The 21,072-nt window shown below is 69.3% G+C and carries 20 protein-coding genes; 16 read left to right on the forward strand and 4 right to left on the reverse strand.

What is annotated here, in order from left to right; translation table 11 throughout:
• Positions 1 to 203: 203 nt before the first annotated feature.
• Positions 204 to 656 carry a winged helix-turn-helix transcriptional regulator gene (locus tag HYV14_15880; protein ID MBI2387468.1) on the reverse strand — a complete coding sequence of 151 codons (453 nt, stop codon included), beginning with the start codon at positions 654 to 656 and terminating at the stop codon, positions 204 to 206.
• Positions 657 to 679: 23 nt separating this feature from the next.
• Here HYV14_15880 and lpxD point away from each other — a divergent pair, with 23 nt between their 5' ends.
• From lpxD to HYV14_15895, 3 genes are read left to right on the forward strand one after another with little or no spacing between them, the layout of a single operon-like run.
• Entirely contained in the window at positions 680 to 1,855 is a 1,176-nt protein-coding gene (lpxD, locus tag HYV14_15885; protein ID MBI2387469.1) for a UDP-3-O-(3-hydroxymyristoyl)glucosamine N-acyltransferase, read from the forward strand.
• On the forward strand, positions 1,852 to 2,076 hold the full coding sequence (locus HYV14_15890) for a hypothetical protein (GenBank protein MBI2387470.1): 225 nt from the start codon (positions 1,852 to 1,854) through the stop codon (positions 2,074 to 2,076). The genes lpxD and HYV14_15890 overlap by 4 nt, the downstream gene beginning before the upstream one ends.
• Complete coding sequence (locus HYV14_15895; protein ID MBI2387471.1) at positions 2,073 to 2,432, forward strand: DUF1304 domain-containing protein; 360 nt, start codon at positions 2,073 to 2,075, stop codon at positions 2,430 to 2,432. The genes HYV14_15890 and HYV14_15895 overlap by 4 nt, the downstream gene beginning before the upstream one ends.
• Here HYV14_15895 and HYV14_15900 read toward each other — a convergent pair.
• Positions 2,429 to 3,148: a DUF481 domain-containing protein gene (locus HYV14_15900; protein ID MBI2387472.1), complete on the reverse strand. Its 720-nt coding sequence runs from the start codon at positions 3,146 to 3,148 to the stop codon at positions 2,429 to 2,431. The genes HYV14_15895 and HYV14_15900 overlap by 4 nt on opposite strands.
• 93 nt (positions 3,149 to 3,241) lie before the next feature.
• Here HYV14_15900 and HYV14_15905 point away from each other — a divergent pair, with 93 nt between their 5' ends.
• From HYV14_15905 to HYV14_15950, 10 genes are read left to right on the forward strand one after another with little or no spacing between them, the layout of a single operon-like run.
• Positions 3,242 to 3,850 carry a TetR/AcrR family transcriptional regulator gene (locus tag HYV14_15905; protein ID MBI2387473.1) on the forward strand — a complete coding sequence of 203 codons (609 nt, stop codon included), beginning with the start codon at positions 3,242 to 3,244 and terminating at the stop codon, positions 3,848 to 3,850.
• Positions 3,847 to 5,112: a TolC family protein gene (locus HYV14_15910; GenBank protein ID MBI2387474.1), complete on the forward strand. Its 1,266-nt coding sequence runs from the start codon at positions 3,847 to 3,849 to the stop codon at positions 5,110 to 5,112. The genes HYV14_15905 and HYV14_15910 overlap by 4 nt, the downstream gene beginning before the upstream one ends.
• The gene (locus HYV14_15915; protein ID MBI2387475.1) at positions 5,109 to 8,261 is read left to right on the forward strand and encodes an efflux RND transporter permease subunit; all 3,153 of its coding nucleotides are present in this window, start codon (positions 5,109 to 5,111) and stop codon (positions 8,259 to 8,261) included. The genes HYV14_15910 and HYV14_15915 overlap by 4 nt, the downstream gene beginning before the upstream one ends.
• Before the next feature lie 7 nt (positions 8,262 to 8,268).
• Positions 8,269 to 8,841: a sigma-70 family RNA polymerase sigma factor gene (locus HYV14_15920; GenBank protein ID MBI2387476.1), complete on the forward strand. Its 573-nt coding sequence runs from the start codon at positions 8,269 to 8,271 to the stop codon at positions 8,839 to 8,841.
• A gap of 13 nt (positions 8,842 to 8,854) precedes the next feature.
• Positions 8,855 to 9,253 carry a zf-HC2 domain-containing protein gene (locus HYV14_15925; GenBank protein MBI2387477.1) on the forward strand — a complete coding sequence of 133 codons (399 nt, stop codon included), beginning with the start codon at positions 8,855 to 8,857 and terminating at the stop codon, positions 9,251 to 9,253.
• Positions 9,250 to 9,633: a hypothetical protein gene (locus tag HYV14_15930; GenBank protein MBI2387478.1), complete on the forward strand. Its 384-nt coding sequence runs from the start codon at positions 9,250 to 9,252 to the stop codon at positions 9,631 to 9,633. Before HYV14_15925 ends, HYV14_15930 begins: the two co-directional genes overlap by 4 nt.
• Positions 9,623 to 10,876, forward strand: a complete 1,254-nt coding sequence (locus tag HYV14_15935) for a TolC family protein (protein MBI2387479.1) — start codon at positions 9,623 to 9,625, stop codon at positions 10,874 to 10,876. The genes HYV14_15930 and HYV14_15935 overlap by 11 nt, the downstream gene beginning before the upstream one ends.
• Before the next feature lies 1 nt (position 10,877).
• The gene (locus HYV14_15940) at positions 10,878 to 11,924 is read left to right on the forward strand and encodes an efflux RND transporter periplasmic adaptor subunit (GenBank protein MBI2387480.1); all 1,047 of its coding nucleotides are present in this window, start codon (positions 10,878 to 10,880) and stop codon (positions 11,922 to 11,924) included.
• A gap of 10 nt (positions 11,925 to 11,934) precedes the next feature.
• Entirely contained in the window at positions 11,935 to 13,923 is a 1,989-nt protein-coding gene (locus tag HYV14_15945; GenBank protein MBI2387481.1) for an ABC transporter permease, read from the forward strand.
• A 12-nt stretch (positions 13,924 to 13,935) separates the two neighbouring features.
• Entirely contained in the window at positions 13,936 to 14,919 is a 984-nt protein-coding gene (locus tag HYV14_15950) for a glycosyltransferase family 9 protein (GenBank protein MBI2387482.1), read from the forward strand.
• Here the strand turns inward: HYV14_15950 and HYV14_15955 are convergent.
• Positions 14,906 to 15,961: a glycosyltransferase family 9 protein gene (locus tag HYV14_15955; GenBank protein MBI2387483.1), complete on the reverse strand. Its 1,056-nt coding sequence runs from the start codon at positions 15,959 to 15,961 to the stop codon at positions 14,906 to 14,908. The genes HYV14_15950 and HYV14_15955 overlap by 14 nt on opposite strands.
• Positions 15,962 to 15,986: 25 nt before the next feature.
• Here HYV14_15955 and HYV14_15960 point away from each other — a divergent pair, with 25 nt between their 5' ends.
• Positions 15,987 to 16,757, forward strand: coding sequence for an enoyl-CoA hydratase/isomerase family protein (locus HYV14_15960; GenBank protein MBI2387484.1), 771 nt, complete (start codon positions 15,987 to 15,989; stop codon positions 16,755 to 16,757).
• Positions 16,758 to 16,826: 69 nt separating this feature from the next.
• Here the strand turns inward: HYV14_15960 and HYV14_15965 are convergent, their stop codons facing one another.
• Complete coding sequence (locus HYV14_15965; GenBank protein ID MBI2387485.1) at positions 16,827 to 18,347, reverse strand: ATP-dependent DNA helicase RecQ; 1,521 nt, start codon at positions 18,345 to 18,347, stop codon at positions 16,827 to 16,829.
• Between the two features lie 84 nt (positions 18,348 to 18,431).
• Here HYV14_15965 and ppk1 point away from each other — a divergent pair, with 84 nt between their 5' ends.
• Both ppk1 and HYV14_15975 read left to right on the forward strand, forming a co-directional pair.
• Complete coding sequence (gene ppk1, locus HYV14_15970) at positions 18,432 to 20,570, forward strand: polyphosphate kinase 1 (GenBank protein ID MBI2387486.1); 2,139 nt, start codon at positions 18,432 to 18,434, stop codon at positions 20,568 to 20,570.
• A 61-nt stretch (positions 20,571 to 20,631) separates the two neighbouring features.
• A complete protein-coding gene (locus HYV14_15975) occupies positions 20,632 to 21,069 on the forward strand; it encodes a hypothetical protein (GenBank protein ID MBI2387487.1) in 438 nt (145 codons plus the stop codon).
• The last annotated feature ends 3 nt before the right edge of the window (positions 21,070 to 21,072 follow it).

The raw sequence follows: 21,072 nt of genomic DNA on the forward strand, positions 1-21,072 counted from the left end.
CTTCACTCTTGTCGGCGTCTCCATCGTGCTCGCTCCTCGGTTTCTCATGGTCGTCTCCGGAATTTACGCCTTTTGACATCTTCGTCCTCGACGTCGCGAAGTAACACTTTTGCGTCCGTGGCGAAACGCCGTGTCGTCATCGGTCATATAGTGTATATGCACACAATAGTTCAAAACATGTCCAACGACATCCTGATGCGTCTTTATTTGTTCAAGGCCGACGTCGCCGTTTCGAGACCGGCGAGGATCGCGGACCAGCGCTTCTCACCGAGCGTTCCGACCGCGGCACTTTGGGCCGAGCGCCAAGATGGAAGGGCTTCCTGGACTTTCTTTCGGCCTTTCTCCGTGATGGTCAGTTCTACCCGGCCGCCGCGCCCCCCGCTGTCGACGGCGCGCACCAGGCCGTCCCGCCGCAAGGGCCGGAGATTCCGCACGAGCGTCGTGCGGTCCATCCCGAGCCGATCGCTCAGCTCCGCCATCGTCCAGCTTTTCTTGGCGTTCAACGGCAGCAGGATGGACCCTTGCGTAGGGCGGATCCCATGCCGCCGCATCTGCGCGTCATAGAACTGAGTGACCTTCCGCGTCACCCGCCGCAGGTTGAAGCAGATGCAGTTCTCGATCGCCGACATATCCAGTTCTTTGGACGAAGTGTGCATATACACTATTATACGCTGCTTCCATGATCCTGTCAAGGGCTCCGGGAGAAATATCGAGCGATCTCCATCGCCGGCATCAGGGAGGGATCGCAGTCCCCCTTTTCGATGGCCAAGCCGAAGCGCTCGCAGTTTGGCATAATAGCCGCGCGGACGGAGGCATTATCACTATCGAAGAGCTGGCCCGCCTTCTCGGCGGCACGGTCAAGGGCGACGCGGGACTCGAGGTCAAAGGCCTGCGCGACGTCGAGCGGCTTTCCCCGGAACAGGCGCTCGAGGACGGCTTCGTCTACTTCATCGAGTCCAAGGCGGTGCTCAAGCGGCACCCCCTCGCTTCCGATAACGGCATCATATTGACCACCGCCGAATTGGCCCCCCAGTTCCCCCGGGCCCTCGTCGTCTCGGGCGACGCCCGACTCGCCTTCATCAAGCTCCTCGGCCTTTTCGACCGCAAGCCGAGGTTCGCTCCCGGCGTCTCGAAGGAGCCGCTCGTGCATCCCGGCGCGAAGATCGACCCGACCGCCTCGGTCCTGCCCGGCGCCGTCGTGATGGAGGGCGCCGAGATCGGCGCCCGCGCCGTGATCTGGCCCGGCGCGGTGATCGAGACGCGCGCCCGGATCGGCGAGGACACCGTGATCCGCTCGAACACCGTGATCGGCTACGACTGCGTGATCGGCAGGCGCTGCCTCGTGCACAGCGCGACCTCGATCGGGGCCGACGGCTTCGGCTTCTACGACCGCCCCGGCGAGCGCCACAAGATCCCCCACATCGGGAACGTCGTGATCGCCGACGACGTGGAGATCGGCGCGTCGAACACCATCGACCGGGCGACCATCGAGAGCACGACCGTCGGCGCCCAGACGAAGACCGACGACCAGGTCCACATCGGCCACAACTGCCGCGTCGGACGCTTCATCTATATCGTCGGCAATACCGCGATCGGCGGCTCCGTCGTCCTCGAGGACGGCGTCATGCTGTCGGGCAACGTGATCGTCAAGGACCACCTGCGCCTGGCGGCGGGCACCGTCGTGATGGGCGCCTCCGCCGTGGCCCAGGACACCGCGCCCAAGGACATCCTCTTCGGCACGCCCGCACGCCCGGCCAAGGAGATGCACCGCATCAACGCGTCGCTCGGGAAGCTTCCCGAGCTCGTCGCCAAGGTGCGGGAGCTCGAGTCCAAGCTCCTGGAGAAAGCGTCATGAAGACCGCCCTGGCCGCCCTGCTCCTCGCCGCCGCCGCGTGCCGCAAGCCCGAGCCGCCGCCCCCCGCCGCCGAGCCGGCGGCCGAGAACCCGGTCGACAAGAACAAGGTCGAGAAGTACGTCGCCGGCCTTCAGGCCGACGTGAAGCGCGCCCAGGAGGCCAAGGAGAAGGCCGACGCCGCGAGCAAGAAGGCGCAGGAAGCCGAGAAGCTTCCCGAATGACGCCGTCCTCGGCCCTGGTCGGCTTCGTCGCGCTCGAGCACGCCGCCTTCTTCGCGCTGGAGTCCTTCCTGTTCCGGACGCCGCTCGGGCTCAAGGTCTTCAAGCTGACGCCGCAGGCGGCGGAGGCGTCCGCCGTGTTCGCCTTCAATCAGGGCTTCTACAACGCCTTCCTGGCCGCGGGGCTCGTCTGGGGGCTCGTCGCGGCGCCGGAGGCGGCGCCCGGGGTCAAGACCTTCTTCCTCGCCTGCGTCGTCGTCGCGGGGGTCGTCGGCGGCGCGACCGCGAGCCGGAGCATCTGGCTCGTCCAGGCCCTGCCGGCGCTCGCCGCGCTCGCGCTGTTGAAGGCCGGGCGCTAGAAGCTCGCGATCAGCGCGACGGACACGACCGTGTCGTCCTTGCGCTTGTTGGGCGCCGGCCGGCTGACGTGCTTCCAGATGAACGAGTTCCTGACCGAGAAGACGCTCGTCAGGGTCCCGGTCAGGGCCGTCTCGGTGTTGATCCAGGAGTCGTCGGAGTCCTGCAGGCTCTGGGTGTACTCCGCGTCCTGGCTGAACTTCGCGGTCTCGCTCAGCTCGCGGACGTACTTCGCGTAGAAGCGCGCCGACGCGAAGCTCCGGGTGTTGTCGCCGATCCGTTCCTCGTTGACGTAGCCGGGCGCGGCCTCGCCGAACAGGAGGTCCTTGTCCGTCTTCCACAGCTCGCGGCCGACGCCGGCGGAGAAGTTGTGGCGGTGCTTGAAGCCCGCGAAGACGTCCCGGTCCCAGCGGTAGCGCTCGAAGAGGTAGGCGAGGTCGCTGATCTTGCGGGAGACCTTCTCCGACGCGAAATACTGCTCGGCCATGACGCGGCCCTCGTTGCGCGCCCCGTGGCCGCCCGCCTCGATCTCGGCCTTGGTCTTGTCGCTGAAGTCGTAGGCGAAGGCGTTCCGGCCGGAGATCGTCTGCGTCTTCGTGTTGCCGTTGGCGCTGATGACGGACAGCTCCGCGGAGTCCTTCCAGTCCTTCGCGGCGGCGGCTGAGGCGGACAGGGCGAGGGCGGCGAGCAGCGGCACGACGGCGCGCGTGGGTTTCATGACGGGATTATAGCGAAACTCATCCGGCTTGCGTCCAGGGAAACTCCATGCTATGATAATGACTAACCAGTCAGTCATAATAGGAAGATCGCCATGACCAGCGTCAAGCCCGTCGTCCGCGACCCCGACTCGAAGAAGCGCCTGATCCTCGCCGCCGCCCGCCGCATGCTTGTCAAGCGCGGCTTCCAGGACATCGTGCTCGATGATATCGCGCACGAGGCCGGCGTCGCCAAGGGCACCTTGTTCCTCCACTTCAAGGACAAGGAGGCGCTGTTCTCCGCCGTGTTCGCGGACATCGTGGACGGTCTCGGCCTCGAGCTCGAGGCGCTGCCCAAGACCGGGCTCGCCGGCCGGGAGCTGCTCGTCGCGACCGCGAAGGTCGTGCTCAACCATTTCGACCACAGCCGCGACTTCATGGCGCAGGCGGGCACCGGCCGCTTCCCGGGCTGCGGCGACAAGTCGTGCGGCAAGCTGCTGGAGAAGTTCCGGGCGAATCACGCGCGGATGAGCGCCATCATCGCGCTCGCCTCCAAGGACGGCGGCAAGTCGGTCTCCGACATGAGCTTCGCGGTCGGGGCTTTCTTCAGCTTGTGCCGCACCCTGACCATGCGCAAGGTCATCGAGGGCCACGATCGTCCGCTCGAGCGCGAAGCCGAGAAAGTCGTCTCGTTCTTCCTCGGCGGCAGCGGGGTCGCGGTATGAGCCGGGCCCTCCTCCTCGCGGCGGCGCTCCTCCTCCCCCTCTCCGCCGCGGCGCAGGCCGGGCGGGCGATCGCCTTGCCCGAGGCGTACAAGCTCGCGCTCGCCCGCAGCGAGGAGATCGCGATCTCCGGCGCGACCTACGAGGAGACCTTGGCGAAGACCGACGAGATATTCTCCCGCGTGCTGCCTCGCGTCTCGCTGATGGGCACCGAGACGCTCCAGCACACGCCCAAGGGCGCGAGCAACTTCTTCCTCCAGCCCAACCGCGAGCAGGGCTGGGTGACGGCTCATCAGCCGCTGTTCAGCGGCCTGCGCGAGTTCCTCGCGTACCGGGCGTCGAAGGACCTCGGCCGCGCCGCGGAGCTCTCGCTGGAGCGCGCCAGGCAGCTCCTGTACGGCGACGTCGCGCGCGCCTACCTGGACCTGCTCACCGCGCAGGACGACATCCGGATCCGAGACTCTCTGGTCGCGATAACCCAAAATCGCGTGACGGACCTCAAGGAGTTCCGCAAGGTCGGCCGGGCCCGGCCCAGCGAGATGCTCGCCGCGGAGTCCCAGCTCGCCGCGAACCTCGCGCAGCTGGAGAGTTCCCGCGCGGCGGAGCAGGTGGCGCAGTTCAAGCTCGCCTTCCTGACCGGGCTCGACGAGCGCCTGGCCCCGGCTCCGATCCCCGAGTCCGCGGCGGTGGTCCCCCCGCTCGACGCGGCCCTGGCGAAGGCCCGCGCCCGCGCCGACGTGGAGGCGCGGCGCGAGGAGGCGTCCTCCGCGGAGCTCTCGGTCAAGGTCGCCGCGCGCGCGCGCTGGCCCGTCATCGGGATCGACGCGAACTACTACTTCCAGCGCCCCCCCAGCTTCACCTCCGACGTGAGATGGGACGCGACGATCACCGGCTCGCTTCCTCTTTACTCCGGCGGCGAGATCGGCGCCCAGACCCGTCAGCAGGAGGCGCGCTTGAAGGCCCGGCGCGCGTCCCTGGCCGAGGGGGTCCGCCTCGCCGAGCTCGAGGCCCGCTCGGCGCATCAGCGGCTCCAGTCCTCGGTCGCCGTCACCGCCGCGCTCGACAAGGCCGCGAGGCTGGCCGAGGACAACGCCAAGGCCCAGGCCGAGGACTACCGCCTCGGGCAGGTGACGAACCTCGACGTCCTCGGCAGCCTCAACGTCCTTCAGCAGACGCGCCTGCAGCAGAACGCGGCGCGCATCGACGCATACTGGTCCCGCGTGCAGCTCGAAGTCGCCGCGGGCGTCCCCGGAGGCTCTCTGTGACCTTATCCGACCTTTCGATCAAGAACCCCGTCTTCGCGTGGATGCTGATGTTCGCCCTCATGATATTCGGCTGGATCGGCTACGGCCGCATGGGCGTCTCCCAGATGCCGGACGTGGACTTCCCCATCGTCAACATCGCGGTCTCGTGGGAGGGCGCGGCGCCTGAGATCATGGAGACCGAGGTCGTCGACATCATCGAGGACGCCGTCACCTCCGTGCAGGGCGTCAAGGAGATCACCTCCTCGTCGAAGCTCGGCAACGCCACGATCACGATCGAGTTCGAGCTCGACCGCGGCATCGACGTCGCCCTGCAGGAGGTCCAGACCAAGATCGCCCAGGCCCAGCAGCGCCTGCCCAAGGACATGGACCCGGCCATCGTCACGAAGGTCAACCCGGAGGACAACCCCATCATGTGGCTGGCGCTGTCCGGCGACGTGCCGGTCAAGGACCTGATGGTCTACGCGCAGGACCACCTCAAGAACCGCTTCCAGACCGTGCCCGGCGTCGGCGAGGTCCTGCTCGGAGGCCTCGTGCCCCGCAACCTCCGGGTCTGGCTCGACGCGGACAAGATGCGCGCCCGGCAGATCACGGTGGAGGACATCCTCGCGGCGATCCGCCGCGAGCACGCCGAGGTCCCGGCCGGCCAGATCGAGACCGACGTCAAGGAGTTCAACGTCCGCACGCTCGGCGAGATATCCGATCCGAATCAATTCGGCGAACTCCTCATAACCCAGCGCGGCGGCGCCCCGATCCACATCCCGATAGCGCTCAAGGAAGTGGCTCGCATCGAGGACGGCCTCGCGGACGTGCGCCGCATCTCTCGCGTGGGCCTCAAGCGCGCCGTCGGCCTCGGCATCCGCAAGCAGCGCGGCGCCAACGCCGTCGAGATCGCCACGCGCATCCGGAAGAAGATGGAGGAGACGAAGGGCAGCCTGCCCAAGGGCATGAGCCTCGGCGTGCGCTTCGACTCGACGAAATTCATCAAGGAGTCGGTGAGCAACCTCACGCACCACCTGCTCCTCGCGGCGGTGCTGACGTCGCTGGTGTGCTGGCTGTTCCTCGGCTCCTGGTCTTCCACCTTGAACGTCCTGCTGGCGATCCCGACCGCCGTGCTCGGCACCTTCATCGTGACCTACTTCCTCGGGTTCACGCTGAACTCCTTCACCTTGCTCGGGCTCACCCTCTCCATCGGCATCATCGTCGACGACGCGATCATGGTGCTGGAGAACATCGTGCGCCACCGCGAGCTCGGCCAGGACAAGCTCACCGGCGCCGTGTTCGGCGCCCGCGAGATCACCTTCGCCGCGATGGCCGCGACGGTCGCCGTGCTGGCGATCTTCATGCCCGTCGTGTTCATGAAGGGCATCATCGGCAAGTTCTTCTTCCAGTTCGGCGTGACGATCTCGGCGGCGGTGTCGTTCTCCCTGCTCGAGGCGCTGACGCTCGCCCCGATGCGCTGCTCCCAGTTCCTCGAGGTCGGCGGCCACGGCAACGCCCTGATCCGCGCGGTCGACGCGGGCTTCGCGTGGTGCGCCTCGGCGTACCGGCGCCGGCTCGAGTGGACGCTCGCCCATCGCTGGACCGTCGTCGGCTTCGGCGTGCTGTTCTTCGCCGCTTCGCTGATCAGCGTCAAGAAGATCCGCAAGGAGTTCGTGCCCGCGCAGGACCAGGGCATGTTCCTCATCCGCATGGAGACGCCCGTGGGCTCCTCGTTCGAGTACACCGACGCGAAGTTCAAGGAAGCCGAGACCTGGATGATGAAAAACCCGGCCGTCGACGGCTACTACTCGGCGGTCGGCGGTTTCCAGGGCGGCGAGGTCAACGCCGGCATGCTGTTCGTCACGCTCAAGGACCTCCCGGACCGCGGGCTGAACGGGGCGGGAAGGACGACCACCCAGGGCGACGTGATGAAGGACACCCGGAAGGCCCTGAACGCGATCCCCACCTTGCGCGCCCTGATCCTGGACCTGTCCCAGGGCGGGTTCTCCGCCTCGCGCGGCTTTCCCATCGAGTTCACGATCCGCGGACCGGACTGGGACACCTTGATCAAGACCGCCGTCGAGTTCAAGGGACGCCTGGAGAAGACCGGCTCGCTGCTCGACGTGGACACCGACTACAAGAGCGGCATGCCCGAGGTCCGAATTTATCCCGACCGCGCGAAAGCTTACTTAAGAGGCGTCTCCATCGAGTCGATCGGGACGACGATCAACGCGATGATCGGCGGCGTGCGCGCCGGATTGTTCACCGACAGCGGCCGCCGCTACGACGTGCGCGTGCGGACCGAGGCGAAGCACCGCCTCGCGCCCGAGGACATCAACAAGTTCTACGTGCGCAACAACCGGGGCGAGATGATCCGCCTCTCCGAGGTCGTCCGCCTCGAGACGAAGCCCTCCCTGCTCGCGATCACGCGCAAGGACCGCGAGCGCGCGATCGGCATCTACGCCAACGTCGTCCCGGGCAAGTCGCAGGCCCAGATCCTGGCCGACATCGAGAAGCTGGGCAAGGAGACCTTGCCGGACGGCTACCACCTCGTGTTCTCCGGCTCGTCGAAGACCTTCAAGGAGTCGTTCCAGAGCCTGCTGTTCGCCTTGGTCCTCGGCATCCTCGTCGCGTACATGGTCCTCGGCGCGCAGTTCAACAGCTTCGTCCACCCGGTCACGGTCCTGCTGGCGCTCCCGTTCAGCCTCTCCGGCGCCTTCCTGACCTTGTGGGCGTTCGACAAGAGCCTCAACATCAACTCGATGATCGGCCTGCTCCTGCTGATGGGCATCGTGAAGAAGAACTCGATCCTGCTCGTCGACTTCACGAACCAGCGCCGCGACGAGGGCCTCGAGCCCCGGGCGGCGCTGCTCGACGCCTGCCCGGTGCGCCTGCGCCCCATCCTGATGACCTCGATCGCGACGATCTCCGCCGCGGTCCCGACGGCGCTGGCGCGCGGCGCCGGCTCCGAGGCCACCGTGCCGATGGCGCTGTCGCTCATCGGCGGCGTCAGCGTGTCGACGCTCCTGACCTTGTTCGTCGTTCCGGCCGCGTACAGCCTGTTCGTCCGCATCGAGAGCGGCAAGGCCCAGTCGACCCACGCGGCGGTGATCCGCGCGGTGCGCCAGGCCGCGCGGGCCGAGGACGAGCGCGTGAACGCGGGGCATTGAGCCGGGCATGACGGAGACCGCGGACGGCGAGCTCGCGAGGAGCGCGGCGGCCGGCGACGGCGACGCGTTCGCCGAGCTCGTCCGGCGGCACGCGCCGCGGGTGAGGGCGCTGTGCGCGGCGACGCTCGGCGGCCCCGGCGAGGCCGAGGACGCGGCGCAGGAGTCCTTCCTGAAGGCGTACCGCGCGCTCTCCCGGTATTCCGGCGAGGCGTCCTTCGGCACCTGGCTGCACCGCATCGCGGTCAATCATTGCCTCGACGTCCTGCGCGCCGCGGGCCGCCGCCGCACCGACTCGCTCGAGGCGCTGCGCGAGGCCGACTCGGCGGCGCTGGACCGCGCGCTGTCCGAGCCCTCCTCGGCCCAGGCCCTCGAGGACCGCGACACCGTCGACCGCCTGCTCTCGCGCCTGCCTCCCGAGCAGCGCCTCGCGCTGACCCTGCGCGAGGCGGAGGGCCTGACCTACGAGGAGATCGCGGCGGCCATGTCCTGCTCGCTCGACTCGGTGAAGGCGCGCATACGCCGCGCGCGGGCCGAACTGGCCGCGATGGCGCGACACTTTCCGGGCGCGGATATCGTCTAATCAGGGAGAAGCCATGACACACGAGAAGATCCGGGAGAGTCTGAGCGAGTGGCTCGACGGCGAGCTCGACCCCGCCGCGAGCGCGGCGGTGGCGGCCCATCTCGACGCCTGCTCCGCCTGCAGGACGGAGGCCGGCCGCCTCCGCCGGCTCGGCGCCGCGCTGTTCGAGGCTCCCGTCCCCGCGGACCCGCGCGCGAACGAGGCCTTCGTCGCCCGCGTGATGGCCCGCGTCGAGGCGGACTCGGTCCCGGTCTGGGAGCGGTTCGCCGCCCGGGTGCTGGCCCCCGCGCTCGGCCTGGCCCTGGCCGGGCTCGTGTTCGCGATCGCGATGCCCGACCCGGACGAGGACGCCCCGCTCGGCGTCGCCGCGGCGTCCGCGGACGCCGGATCCGCCTTCGAGGCGGCGCCGTGATCCGGCACTGGCGCGTCGTCCTGATCGCCGTCCTCGGCGGCCTGCTCGCGGGCGTGTGGCTCGGCTCGCGCCTGGAGCGCGCGGCCGCCCATCGCATGCGGCGCCAAGGCCCGCGGCCGGAGCGCGTGGTGAAGATGCTCCGGCGCGAATTGGACCTGCGCCCCGACCAGGTCCAGGCGCTGCGCGCCCTCCTCACCGCCAAGAAGTCCGCCTTCCAGTCCATCCGCCGCGAAGAGGAGTCCCGCATGGCCGCCCTGCGCGCCGAGATCGACCGCGACCTGTCGCCGTTCCTCGACGACGTCCAGAAGAAGAAGCTGGAGGAGCTGCGCGCCCGCTGGCAGAAGCCTCCGGCGGAGCCGGGCCCTCCCGATGCGCGCTAGCTTCGCCCCCCTCGCGGCGCTGCTGCTCCTCCCGCTCGCCGCGCGCGCGTCCGACGGCGGCGCGCTCACGTGGGAGGCCAGCGTGGCCGCGGCCGCGGCGGCCAACCCGTCGCTGGCCTCCTCGCGCCTGAGCGTGGACGCCAGCCGGACCTCGTACTACTCCTCGTTCAACGGCTTCCTCCCGTCCCTGTCCCTGTCGAACTCGGTCTCGGAGTCCGACTCCTCCCGCAAGCCGACCTACTCGGCGAGCGCCTCGGCCGGGCTCACCTTGTTCAGCGCCGGCAAGGCGGCCTCGATCCGTTCCGCCTCGGCCGCGCTGAGCTCCGCCGAGGCGTCGCTGCGCGCGGCCTCCGCCGGCCTGCGGGCGGCTTTGCGCCAGACCTTCTCGGCCCTGCTCTTCGCCCAGGCCTCCCTCGAGACCTCCCGCCGCATCGCCGTCATCCGCCGCCACGACGCGGAGCTCGTGGGCCTGCGCTACGAGGCGGGGCGCGAATCGAAGGGCAACATGCTCCGGGCGAGGGCCCAGGCGCTGCAGGCCGACTACGCCGTGGTCGCGGCGGAGCGCGACGTGCGCTCCTTCCAGCGCGACATGTCGCGCCAGCTCGGCCGCGAGGGCTTCGAGGCCTTCGTCGCGACCGGCGCCTTCGCCTCGGCGCCCCCTCCCGCGCGTCCGGACGATTTCCGCGCTCTCCTCCCTTTGCGCACCGACGTCGCGATCGCGGAGGCGTCCGTGCGCTCCTCGAAGGCGTCGCTCGACTCGGCGAACTCGGTGTTCTGGCCGACCCTGTCGGCGAGCTACAGCCGCACCCGCTCCGGCGTCGCCGAGTTCCCGAACCGGACCAACGGCTGGAACGCCGGCGCGAGCCTGAGCTACGCCCTGTTCGGCGGGGGCCCGGCCGCGGCGTATCTCGACACGAAGGCCTCGCGCCTCGGCTACGAACGGACGCAGTCCGACCTGTCGGCCGCACGCCAGTCCGCGTTGTCCGACCTCGAGACGGCCTGGTCCAACTACGCCGACGCCTCGGACCAGGTGCTCGTCTCGGACGCCCTGCTCGCCGCCGCGCGGCAGCGCAACGACGAGGCCGACGTCCGCTACGGCTCGGGACTGATGAGCTTTGAGATCTGGGAAGGCATCGTGTCCGAGCGCGTGTCCGCGGAGAGGCAGGCCCTCTCCTCGAGACGCGCCGCCATGGACGCCGAGACCGCCTGGCACCGCGCCCTGGGACGGGCGCTCGGAGAATGACATGAAGCGCGCCATCATCGCCGTCGTCGTCGCCGCCGCGGCCGGAGGAGGCGTCTGGAAATACAAGACGGCGGCCTCGAAGTCCGGACGCGAGAACCGGGGCCGTTCCGTCGAAGCCGTCCTCGGCCCGATCGAGCAGTCGATCGACGCGACGGGCTCGGTCGCGCCGGAGAACCGCGTGGAGATCAAGCCTCCGGTCGGCGGCCGCGTCGAGAAGCTGCTCGTCGACGAGGGCGACAAGGTCCGCAACGGCCAGGTCGTGGCCTGGATCAGCTCGACCGACCGCAACGCCATCCTCGACGCCGCGCGCGCGCAGGGGCCCGAGGCGGTCAAGAAATGGGAGGACGCCTACAAGCCGACCGCGGTGTTCGCCTCGCTCCCCGGGGAGGTCATCCTGCGCAACGTGGTCGTCGGCCAGGCGGTGGACGGGGGCACGGTCCTCTTCGCGGTGGCCGACACCTTGATCGTCAACGCGCAGGTCGACGAGTCCGACATCGGCAAGATCAGGATAGGCCAGAAGGCCCGCATCCGCCTCGATTCCTATCCCGACAAGCCGGTCGCCGGCAAGGTGTTCGACATCCTCTACGAGGGCAAGAACGTCTCGAACGTGATCACCTACGGCGTCAAGGTCCGTCCCGACTCGGTGCCCCCCTTCTTCCGTTCGCAGATGACGGCGAACGTGAGCTTCCTGATCAAGCGCAAGGAGGACGCGGTCCTCGTCCCCGTCGCGGCGGTCAAGGACGCTCCCGGCGGCAAGCGCGCCGTGTCGATCCCCTCCGCGGAGAAGGGCGCGAAGCCGGAGACGCGCGAGGTGAAGACGGGCATCGAGACCGACGATCAGATCGAGATCGTCGAGGGTCTCGCGGCCGGCGAAAAGGTCCTGGTCGGGGCGAGCCGCTACGTCGCCCAGAAGGCTCCCGAGGCGAGCCCCTTGTCCTCGCTGCCCGGACGCATGGGCCGCGGCGGCGCCCAGCAGGGCGCGGCGCCCAAGCCGAAGCGGGGCGCGGCGGGCGGAGCCGCTCCCGCCGTGCCGGGCGGCTCGCGCTAGGCCGATCGCCATGCCTCCGCTCATCGAGCTGCGCGGCGTCACGAAGACCTACCTCGTGGGCGGCGGCCGCCTCGACGTGCTGAAAGGCATCGACCTCACGGTCGACGAAGGGGATTTCGTCGCGATCATGGGCCCCTCCGGCTCGGGCAAGTCCACCTTGACCCAGATCCTGGGCCTGCTCGACCGCCCGACCTCGGGCTCCTACACGCTGATGGGCCTCGACGTGTCCGCGCTCTCGGACGACGAGGGCGCCGCGCTGCGCTCGCGCACCATCGGCTTCGTGTTCCAGATGTTCAACCTGCTGGCGCGCACGAGCGCGCAGGACAACGTCGCCCTGCCGATGCTCTACACCGGCGATCCCGGCCGGGAGAAGCGCTCCGCCGAGGTGCTGGCCGAGGTCGGCCTCTCCGACCGCATGGACCACGCCCCGAACCAGCTTTCCGGCGGCCAGCAGCAGCGCGTGGCGATCGCCCGCGCCCTCGTCAACCGCCCGAAGATCATCTTCGCCGACGAGCCCACCGGGAACCTCGCCTCCGAGCAGGCCGAGGGGATACTCCACAAGCTCAGCGAGCTCAACAACTCGGGAATCACCGTCCTGATGGTCACGCACGAGCCCGATATCGCCGCGTACGCCCAGCGCGTCATCAAGATCAAGGACGGCGTCGTCGTCTCCGACGAGCGCAATGCCTCGCCGCGCGGCGGCGCCGGGAAGGGCCGGGGCAAAGCCGCGGCCGCCGGGACGCTCGCTTCCGTCCCCCCCGTGCGGGAGCTCACCCTCGAGGAGCTGTTCGAGCACGTGCGCTCCGCCCTGCGCGCGATCCGCGCCAACAAGCTGCGCAGCGCCCTGTCGATGCTCGGCATCCTCATCGGCGTCACCGCGGTCATCGCGATGCTCGCCATCGGCAAGGGCGCGCAGAAATCCGTGGAGACCCAGCTGTCGAGCCTCGGCTCGAACCTGGTGATGCTCTTCCCGATGTCTCCTCGCTCGGGGGGAGGCGGGGCGCGAGGGGCGATGGGCTCCTTCAGCCGGCTCTCCATGGAAGACGTCGCCGCGATCCGCCGGGCGCACCCCGGCGTCGTGCGCGCCGCCGGCGAGGTCAGCGGCAACGTCCAGGTCGTGTACGGCGACAAGAACGCGAACACGAACCTGACCGGCGCCGAGCCCGAGTACGCGGACATGCGCAACTCCCAGGCCTACTACGGGCGGTTCTTCACGCCCGAGGAGAACGAGCAGATGGCGCGCGTCGTCCTGCTCGGCCCCACCGTCGTCACGGCCCTGTTCGGCGACGACGATCCCGTCGGCCGCACGATCAACGTCAACTCGGTCAAATTCCGGGTGATCGGGGTCCTGCCGCGCAAGGGGTCCGGCGGCTTCCAGGACCAGGACGACAAGATCGTCGTGCCGCTGAAGACCGCGATGAAGAAGGTCCTCGGCCGGCAGTACCTGGGCACCATCGCCATCGAGACGACGGGGCCGGAGCAGACCGGCGCCGTCATCGAGGCCGTGCGCGCGCTGATGCGCAAGAGCCACCGCCTGCCCGACTACAAGGAGGACGACTTCACCCTGCGCAACATGGCCGAGATCCAGGCCGCGCTGACCGGGACCTCGAAGATATTCTCCCTCCTGCTGGGCATCGTCGCGGCGATCTCGCTCGTCGTCGGCGGCATCGGCATCATGAACATCATGCTCGTGTCCGTCAGCGAGCGCACCCGCGAGATCGGCCTGCGCAAGGCGATCGGCGCCACGCGCCGCGCGGTGCTCATCCAGTTCCTCATCGAGGCGGTCGCGATGTCCACCTGCGGCGGCCTGCTCGGCATCGCGCTCGGCATGGCGATCGCCTTCGGCATGTCCTATTTCGCGGGCTGGGCGGCGGTCGTCACGCCTCAGTCGGTCCTGCTCGCCTTCGTCTTCTCCTCCGGCACGGGGATCGTGTTCGGCTTCTGGCCGGCGCGCAAGGCGTCCTTGCTGTCGCCGATCGAAGCGCTCCGCTACGAGTGATATAATCCCCCCGTGGAGAGGATCACCGCGCTGTACATCGGACGCGTCGGCGACGTCATCGTCGCGACCTCCTTCCTGCGCGCGCTCCGCCGCCGCTGGCCGAAGGCGCGCATCCGCCTGATCGTCGGCTGGCGCTCGACGCAGGTGCTGCCCCTGATCCCGTTCATCGACGAGTCGCTGGTCCTCGGCAAGCCCGGGAGCGTCGGCGGCAACCTGAGGTTCGTCTGGAAGCTCCTCGCCGAGCCCTGCGACCTGATCGTCGACCTCAACTCCTCCTATTCGAAGACCTCCGCCTTGATCACCCGCGCGGCGCGCGCCCCCCGGCGCCTCGCCTTCGACAAGGGCGCCGGCCGCAGCGGGGCCTTCAACGAGGTCCTGCCCGCTCCGGCCGAGCGCGAGCACATGTGGGACCGCTACGGCCGCCTCGCCGCGGCTCTCGACGCGCCGTACGACCAGGACCCCGAGCTGCGCCTGCCCATCGCCGACCTCGACGAGGCCGACCGCCTTCTGGCCGCGATGCCGCCCGCGGGCGGAGGCTCCTTCCGCGTCGTGATCCATCCCGGCAACTTCGACCGCTTCTCCTTCCGCTGGCCCGAGGAGAAGTTCGCCGTGCTCGGCAACCGGCTGCTGGACGACGCGCGCGTGAAGCTGTTCTTCATGGGCGGCCCGGGCGAGCGCGAGAAGGTCGCCGCCATCGTCGCCAAGCTCAAGCGCCCTGTGCCGATCCTTCCCGCCGCGCGCCTGGGCGTCAGCGGCGCCATGCTCAAGCGCATGAACCTGTTCGTGTGCAACATCACGGGGACGACCCACCTCGCCGCCGCCCTGGGCGTCCCGACGTTCGGCTTCTACGCGGGCTACACCCAGGCGGTGTGGCGTCCCCGCGGCGCGCGCCACGGCGGGACGGTGTGCTCCGAGTGGGAGTCGTGCCGGGAGACGACCGTCGACGAGGCGCACGCCGCGCTCGCCGACCACATCAAGCGCCTCAGCCCGCTTTAGCGAGCAGGCCCGTCAGGGCCGCCCAAGCCTCGTTCGTCGTCGGGTGCCGTCCGGGCGTCTCCAGCAGCGCGTGCCCGGGGAGCGCGTAGCCGAAGCGCCAGGGCTCGGTGTGGCTGAACAGCTGGACGGTCGGCACGCCGAGCGCGACCGCCAGGTGCATGGGCCCGGTGTCGGCGGTGAGCACCGCGCGCGCGTTGACGATCGTCGCGGCGAAGGCGCGCAGGGGCAGCTCCGGCGCGACGCTGACGCCGGCCGGTATCGTCCGTCCTTCCAAGAGCTTCCGCTCGGCGGGTCCCCCCGTCAGCACCGCCTTGCGGCCGGAGCGGACGAGGCGCTCGCCGAGGTCGAAGAACCACGACGGATCGAGCCGCTTCTCGGCGCGCGCTCCCAGGAACAGCGCGACGCTGTCTTCGTCGAGGCCCCAGGACGCCCAGGCCTTCGCGCCCTCCTCCTTCTCTCCCGGCCCGAAATGATACTCGGTGCGCAGGGACTCGTCCGGAGGCAAGGAGACGCCCGGCGCCGCGTGGCGCACCAAGGACGCGAGGTTGGCCGTCTCGTGGGCGCGCCGGGCCGGCACGGGCACGAGGTCGTCGAGGAACTTGGCGGCGTCCCCCCGGTCGAAGCCGACGCGGCGCTTCGCGCCCGACATGGCCGTCCAGACCGCGCTCGACAGGGAGAAGGCGTGCTGCGGCGAGAAGTCGAAGGCGAGGTCGTAGCCGCGCAGCCGCAGGCCGGGCACGGCCTTCGCGGTGAGGATCTCGTCCACGCACGGGTTATGCTTCAGTGCATCCCCGTAGCGGTCGGAGAGGAGCACCTCGACGCGCGCGGCCGGAAAAGCCGCCTTCATCAGGCGCAGGGCCGGCGTCAGCAGCAGCAGGTTGCCGAGCCGGGCGTCGTGGCGCACGGCGAGCAGGCGCCGTACCTTGGAGGGGTCGGCCGGGCCCTCGTGGGCCCGCGGCTTGGGCACCAGCTGGAGCAAGGTCGCGCGCAGGGCTTCCTTGCCCCGCTTCTCGAGCTGCTTCCCGAGTTCTTTAAGGCTCACGGGACGATTCTAGTATAATCGGCGGATGAGCCTCGTCAGCCTGCGCACCGAACGGTCCGTCTCCACCTTGCGCCTCGAGCGCCCCGAGGCGCTCAACGCGATGTCCGAGGACATGGCCCGCGAGTTCTCGGCCGCGGTCAAGCGCGCCGCCCGCGAGCGCTCGAAGGTCCTGGTGCTCGAGGCCGCGGGCCACGCCTTCTCCGCCGGCGGCGACCTCGCCTTCATCGAGAAGAACAGGACGCGGCCGAAGGCGTCGTTGGCCGGGATCATGAAGCGCTTCTACGGCGACTTCCTGTCCATCCGCGAGGTCCCGCAGGTCACCATCGCCAAGATCCACGGCACCGCCGTCGGCGCGGGCCTGTGCCTCGCGCTCGCCTGCGACCTGCGCGTCGTCGCGGAAGACGCGAAGCTCGGCTTCAACTTCGTCCGGCTCGGCCTCAACCCGGGCATGGCCGCCTGGCCCTTGGCGCGCGCCGCGGTCGGCGACGCCCGCGCGCGCGACCTTCTCTTCACGGGCCGCCTGTTCTCGGGGCGGGACCTCCATGCCTGGGGCGGCGCCTGCGCGCTGGCGTCGGTCCCCGGCGAGATCGACGCGGTCTGCGCCGAGCTCGCCGGGCGCGTCGCCTCGGGCTCGGGCGAGAGTCTTCGCATCCTCAAGGCCGAGACTCGGATCGGCGGCGACCTGACGCCTTATCTCGCGCACGAGGCGAAGGGCCAGGCGGTCACCTTCAAGGGCCCGGACATCGCCGAGGGCGTGGCCGCGATCAGGCAGCGGCGGGCGCTGAAGTTCGGCTGACGGACCGGCCGAGCTTCAGCGGACTCGCGGGACTGTTTCCGGAAACAGTCGGGCGCGATAGCGGCGGATTCAGCCCTCGCGCAGCGCGGCGAGGAATATCTCGCCGTACTCGACCCACTTCTTCGGGCCGACGCCGGACACCTGGCGCATCTCCTCCTCGTTCTTCGGCATCTGAGAGGACATCGCCATCAAGGTCGCGTCGTTGAAGACCATGTAGGCGGGCACGTGCCGCGCGTCGGCGAGCTTCTTGCGCAGGGCCTTGAGCTTGGAGAACATCGAGTTGCCCGCCGAGGTCGACGCGGTCTCCGACGGGGCGCGGACGCCGAAGGACATCTTGCGCGGCGCCGCGACGGCGGGCGCGGAGCCGACGGGGTCGAGACCTCCGCAGGCGTCGCAGGAGGCGCCGCACGGGGGCATGTCCTCGCCGAGGTGCTTGGCCATCGTCTGGTGGCGGCAGGCGCGGCGGTCGATGGTGCGGAACATCTCTCGCGCGCGGGAGCGGTGCCACTCGGCCTGGGACGGCTCCAGGTCGGAGACCAGGCGCTCATAGCTCATCACGTCGGCCCAGGAGTAGAACATCACGCAGTCGCTCGGCGCGCCGTCGCGCCCCGCGCGGCCGACCTCTTGGATATAGGACTCGACCGAGCGGGGCATGTCGCGGTGGATGACGAAGCGCACGTCGGGCTTGTCGATGCCCATGCCGAAGGCGACGGTCGCGACGATCACGTCGGCGTCGTCGGATTTGAAGGCGTCCTGAACGTGCTCTCGCTGGGAGGACTCCATGCCCGCGTGGTAGGCCAGGGCCTTGATGCCCCGTCCCGACAGGAACTCGGCCATCGACTCGACCGACTTCCGCGACAGGCAATACACGATGCCGCTCTGCCCCTTGCGCCCCTGCACGAGCCGCAGGATCGAGTTCTTCGTGTCGTTGACCGTCCCGGGCCGCGGCGCGGCCTTCTCCCCGGTCTTGAGATAAGCGGACAGGTGAAGGTTGGGACGGAAGAACGAGCCTCTGACGCGGAGAGGCTCGGCCATGGCGAGCTGCTCGACGATGTCGTTGGTGACAGGCAACGTTGCCGTGGCCGTCAGAGCCAATATGGGTACTCCGTACCTTTCCTTGAGGCCCTTCAGGTTCCGGTACGCCGGTCTGAAATCGTGCCCCCACTGGCTGATGCAATGGGCCTCGTCCACCGCGATCATCGCGAGCTTCGCTCCGGACAGCGCCGCCCCCGCCCCCGCTTCCAGGCCTTCCGGCGCGGCGTACACGAGCTCGTAATCGCCGCGCTGGAGGCCGTCGATGCGCTCCCGCCGCTCGTCCGGCGTGAGGCTCGAGTTGAGGAAAGTCGCCCGCAGGCCGACCGACACCGCGGCGTCCACTTGGTCCTTCATCAGGGAGATCAGCGGGCTGACGACCAAGGTCACGCCTTTTAATAGGCGGGCCGGGATCTGGTAGGTCAGGGACTTGCCCGCGCCGGTGGGCATCACGCCGACGCAGTCGCGCCCGGCCAGGACGGCGTCGATGATCTCCCTTTGACCGGGGCGAAAGGAAGGGTAGCCGAAGACGTCTTTGAGGACCTGCTCGGGCGTCATCGAACTATTGTACGATATTTCCCGTCATTCGTTCGTTACATGCTCGGAGGACCCGCCATGGGCCAAAGAGCTATCATAGACGCGATGGCACGGTCCAAGATCCTCCCCCTCAAGGTCGACGCGGCTCCCGCCGCGACCTCCCCCCAGGCCGTCGGCCTGAAGGCGGCGGAGCGCTTCTTCAACCGCGACCTGTCCTGGCTCGCCTTCAACGACCGCGTCCTGTCCGAGGCGGCCGACCCGACCGTGCCCGCCCTCGAGCGCCTGCGCTTCGCGACCATCGTCAGCTCGAACCTCGACGAGTTCTTCATGACCCGCGTGGCCGAGATCGGCAAGGTCGCCCGCCGCAGCGCCGGCCACCGCTTCCTCGACGGCATGACCGCCCGCCAGGTCCTCGCCCAGATCCGCGAGCACGCCCTGCGCCAGAAGTCGCGCCAGGCCGAGGTGCTGCGGGACATCATCGACGCCTTGCGGGCCGAAGGCGTCGACATCATCTCGGAATTCCTGGAGGAGCGCGCGCCCGACACCGAGGTGCAGGAGCGCCTGCCCAGGCTCAAGGTCATGGTGCGCCGCTACCCCGAGCCGCCGCCCGCGCTCGCCAGCGCGCGGCTGCACGTGTTCGTGCGCTTCCCGCGCGAGTACGCGGTCATCACCATCGAGGACCGCGAGGGGCGCCTGATCACGCTCCCCACGAAGGACGGCGTCAAGCGCTACGCCCTCGTCGAGCGCTGGATCGCCGACCGCGCCGAGGACCTGTTCCCCGACCGCGAGGTCATCGAGACCTTCCCGTTCAAGATCATCCGCGACGCGGACCTCCGATGGCGCCCGGACGACGAGGAGAACCTCGAGGACCAGATCCTCGAGGCCGTCAACCGGCGCTCGAACGCGAAGGTCGTCCGCCTCGAGGTCGACTCTCCCGCGTATTCCGAGGGCGCCCTGTTCCTGGCCACCGCGCTCGGCCTCGACTCGTCCGCGCTGTACCGCTTCGACCTCCCTCTCGACATGCGCACGCTCGCCCGCATCGACGCGCCCAAGCCCGGCCTGCGCTATCCGCCGATCGAGCCCCAGGTCCCCGCGCCTTTCCGCAAGCCCTCGTCGGCGTTCGAGATCGTCCGGCGCAAGGACATCCTGCTCCACCACCCGTACGACGCCTTCGACATCGTCGTCAAGTTCCTGGAGGCCGCCTCGCTCGACCCGGGGGTCAAGCGCATCTACCACACCTTGTACCGGACCAGCCTCGACTCCCCGATCATGGCCGCGCTCATCGCCGCGGCCGCGGCGGGCAAGAAGGTCACCGCCTACATCGAGATCAAGGCCCGCTTCGACGAGTTGAACAACCTGCGCTGGGCCGAGGCGCTGCGCAAGGCCGGCGTGAAGGTCGTCCCGCATCTCGGACGCTACAAGGTGCACTCGAAGGTGACCTCGATCGTGCGCGAGGAGGACGGCGTCGAGCGGGCCTACACCCACCTCGGCACCGGCAACTACCATCCCGTCACCGCGCGCCAGTACACCGACCTGGGCCTGCTCACGGCCGATGAAGTCCTCGGCCGCGAGGCTCTTTCCTATTTCGAGGCGCTCGCCAAGGGCCGCCGCCCCGAGGGCCTCGCGGAGCTGCTCATCGCGCCGGTCAACCTGCACGACGAGATGCTGCGCCTGATCCGCGAGGAGGCGCGCTTCTTCAAGGAGACCGGCAAGGGCCACATCATCGCGAAGATGAACTCGCTCCAGGACCCGGAGATCGTCGAGGCGCTCTACGAGGCCTCGAACGCCGGCGTGAAGATCGAGCTGCTGGTGCGCGGCATCTGCTGCCTGCGCCCCGGCATCGCGGGCATGTCCGAGAACATCCGGGTCGTGTCCGTCGTCGACCGCTTCCTCGAGCACAGCCGGATCTACTACTTCCGCGCCGGCGGCGCCCGCAAGATGTACCTGTCGAGCGCGGACTGGATGCCGCGCAACTTCTACTCGCGCTACGAGGTCGCCTTCCCGGTCAAGGACCTCCAGCTCAAGCGCTACGTCCGGGACACCATCCTGGGCAAGGGGCTGGCCGACAACCAGAAGGCCTGGGGCCTCAAGCCCGACGGCTCCTACTCGCGCGTGACCCCCGGCCCCGGCGCGTCGCTCGTGCGCTCCCAGACCTTCTTCGAGGCGCTCGCGCGCTCCGACTACCGCGACACCGCCCTCGCCGACCGCACCAAGCCCGCCGCCGCGGCTTTACCGAAAAGTTAACCTCCCGTAACGGCCGCGACACGCGATCCGCCTAAGCTGAGGGCGCACGGAGGTGCCCCTCATGAACATCCGAATCGTCGCCGCGATCCTCGCGCTCGCCGCCGCCCCGGTCCTCGCCGCCTCTCCGGCTCCCGCCGTCTCCAAGGCGCCGGCTCTGCCCGCCGGCTACCGCGCGATGGCTTTGCCCTTCCCGTCCCATCAACTGCGCTTCATCGAGCCCGGCGACCGCGTCGACGTCATGGTGACCTTCGCGGCCGAGCTGGGCGAGAAGGAGAGCGCGCGGAAGGAGGACGTGACCGCGACGATCATGCAGAACGTGGTCGTGCTCGCCGTGGACCACTCGGAGGGAGTGCTCCAGCTGATCTTCAATCCCAACGAGGCCCAGTACGCCGCGCTGTTCGCCTCCAAGGACAAGACGCTGTGGCTGAGCAAGCGCGCCGCGGGCGACACGGAGATGCATCCGATGGAGATGGCCAACGCCCGTAAGCTGTTCCGCTGACGC

Source organism: Elusimicrobiota bacterium (assembly GCA_016182905.1).
In the GTDB taxonomy this organism is placed as follows: Bacteria; Elusimicrobiota; Elusimicrobia; order UBA1565; family UBA9628; genus GWA2-66-18.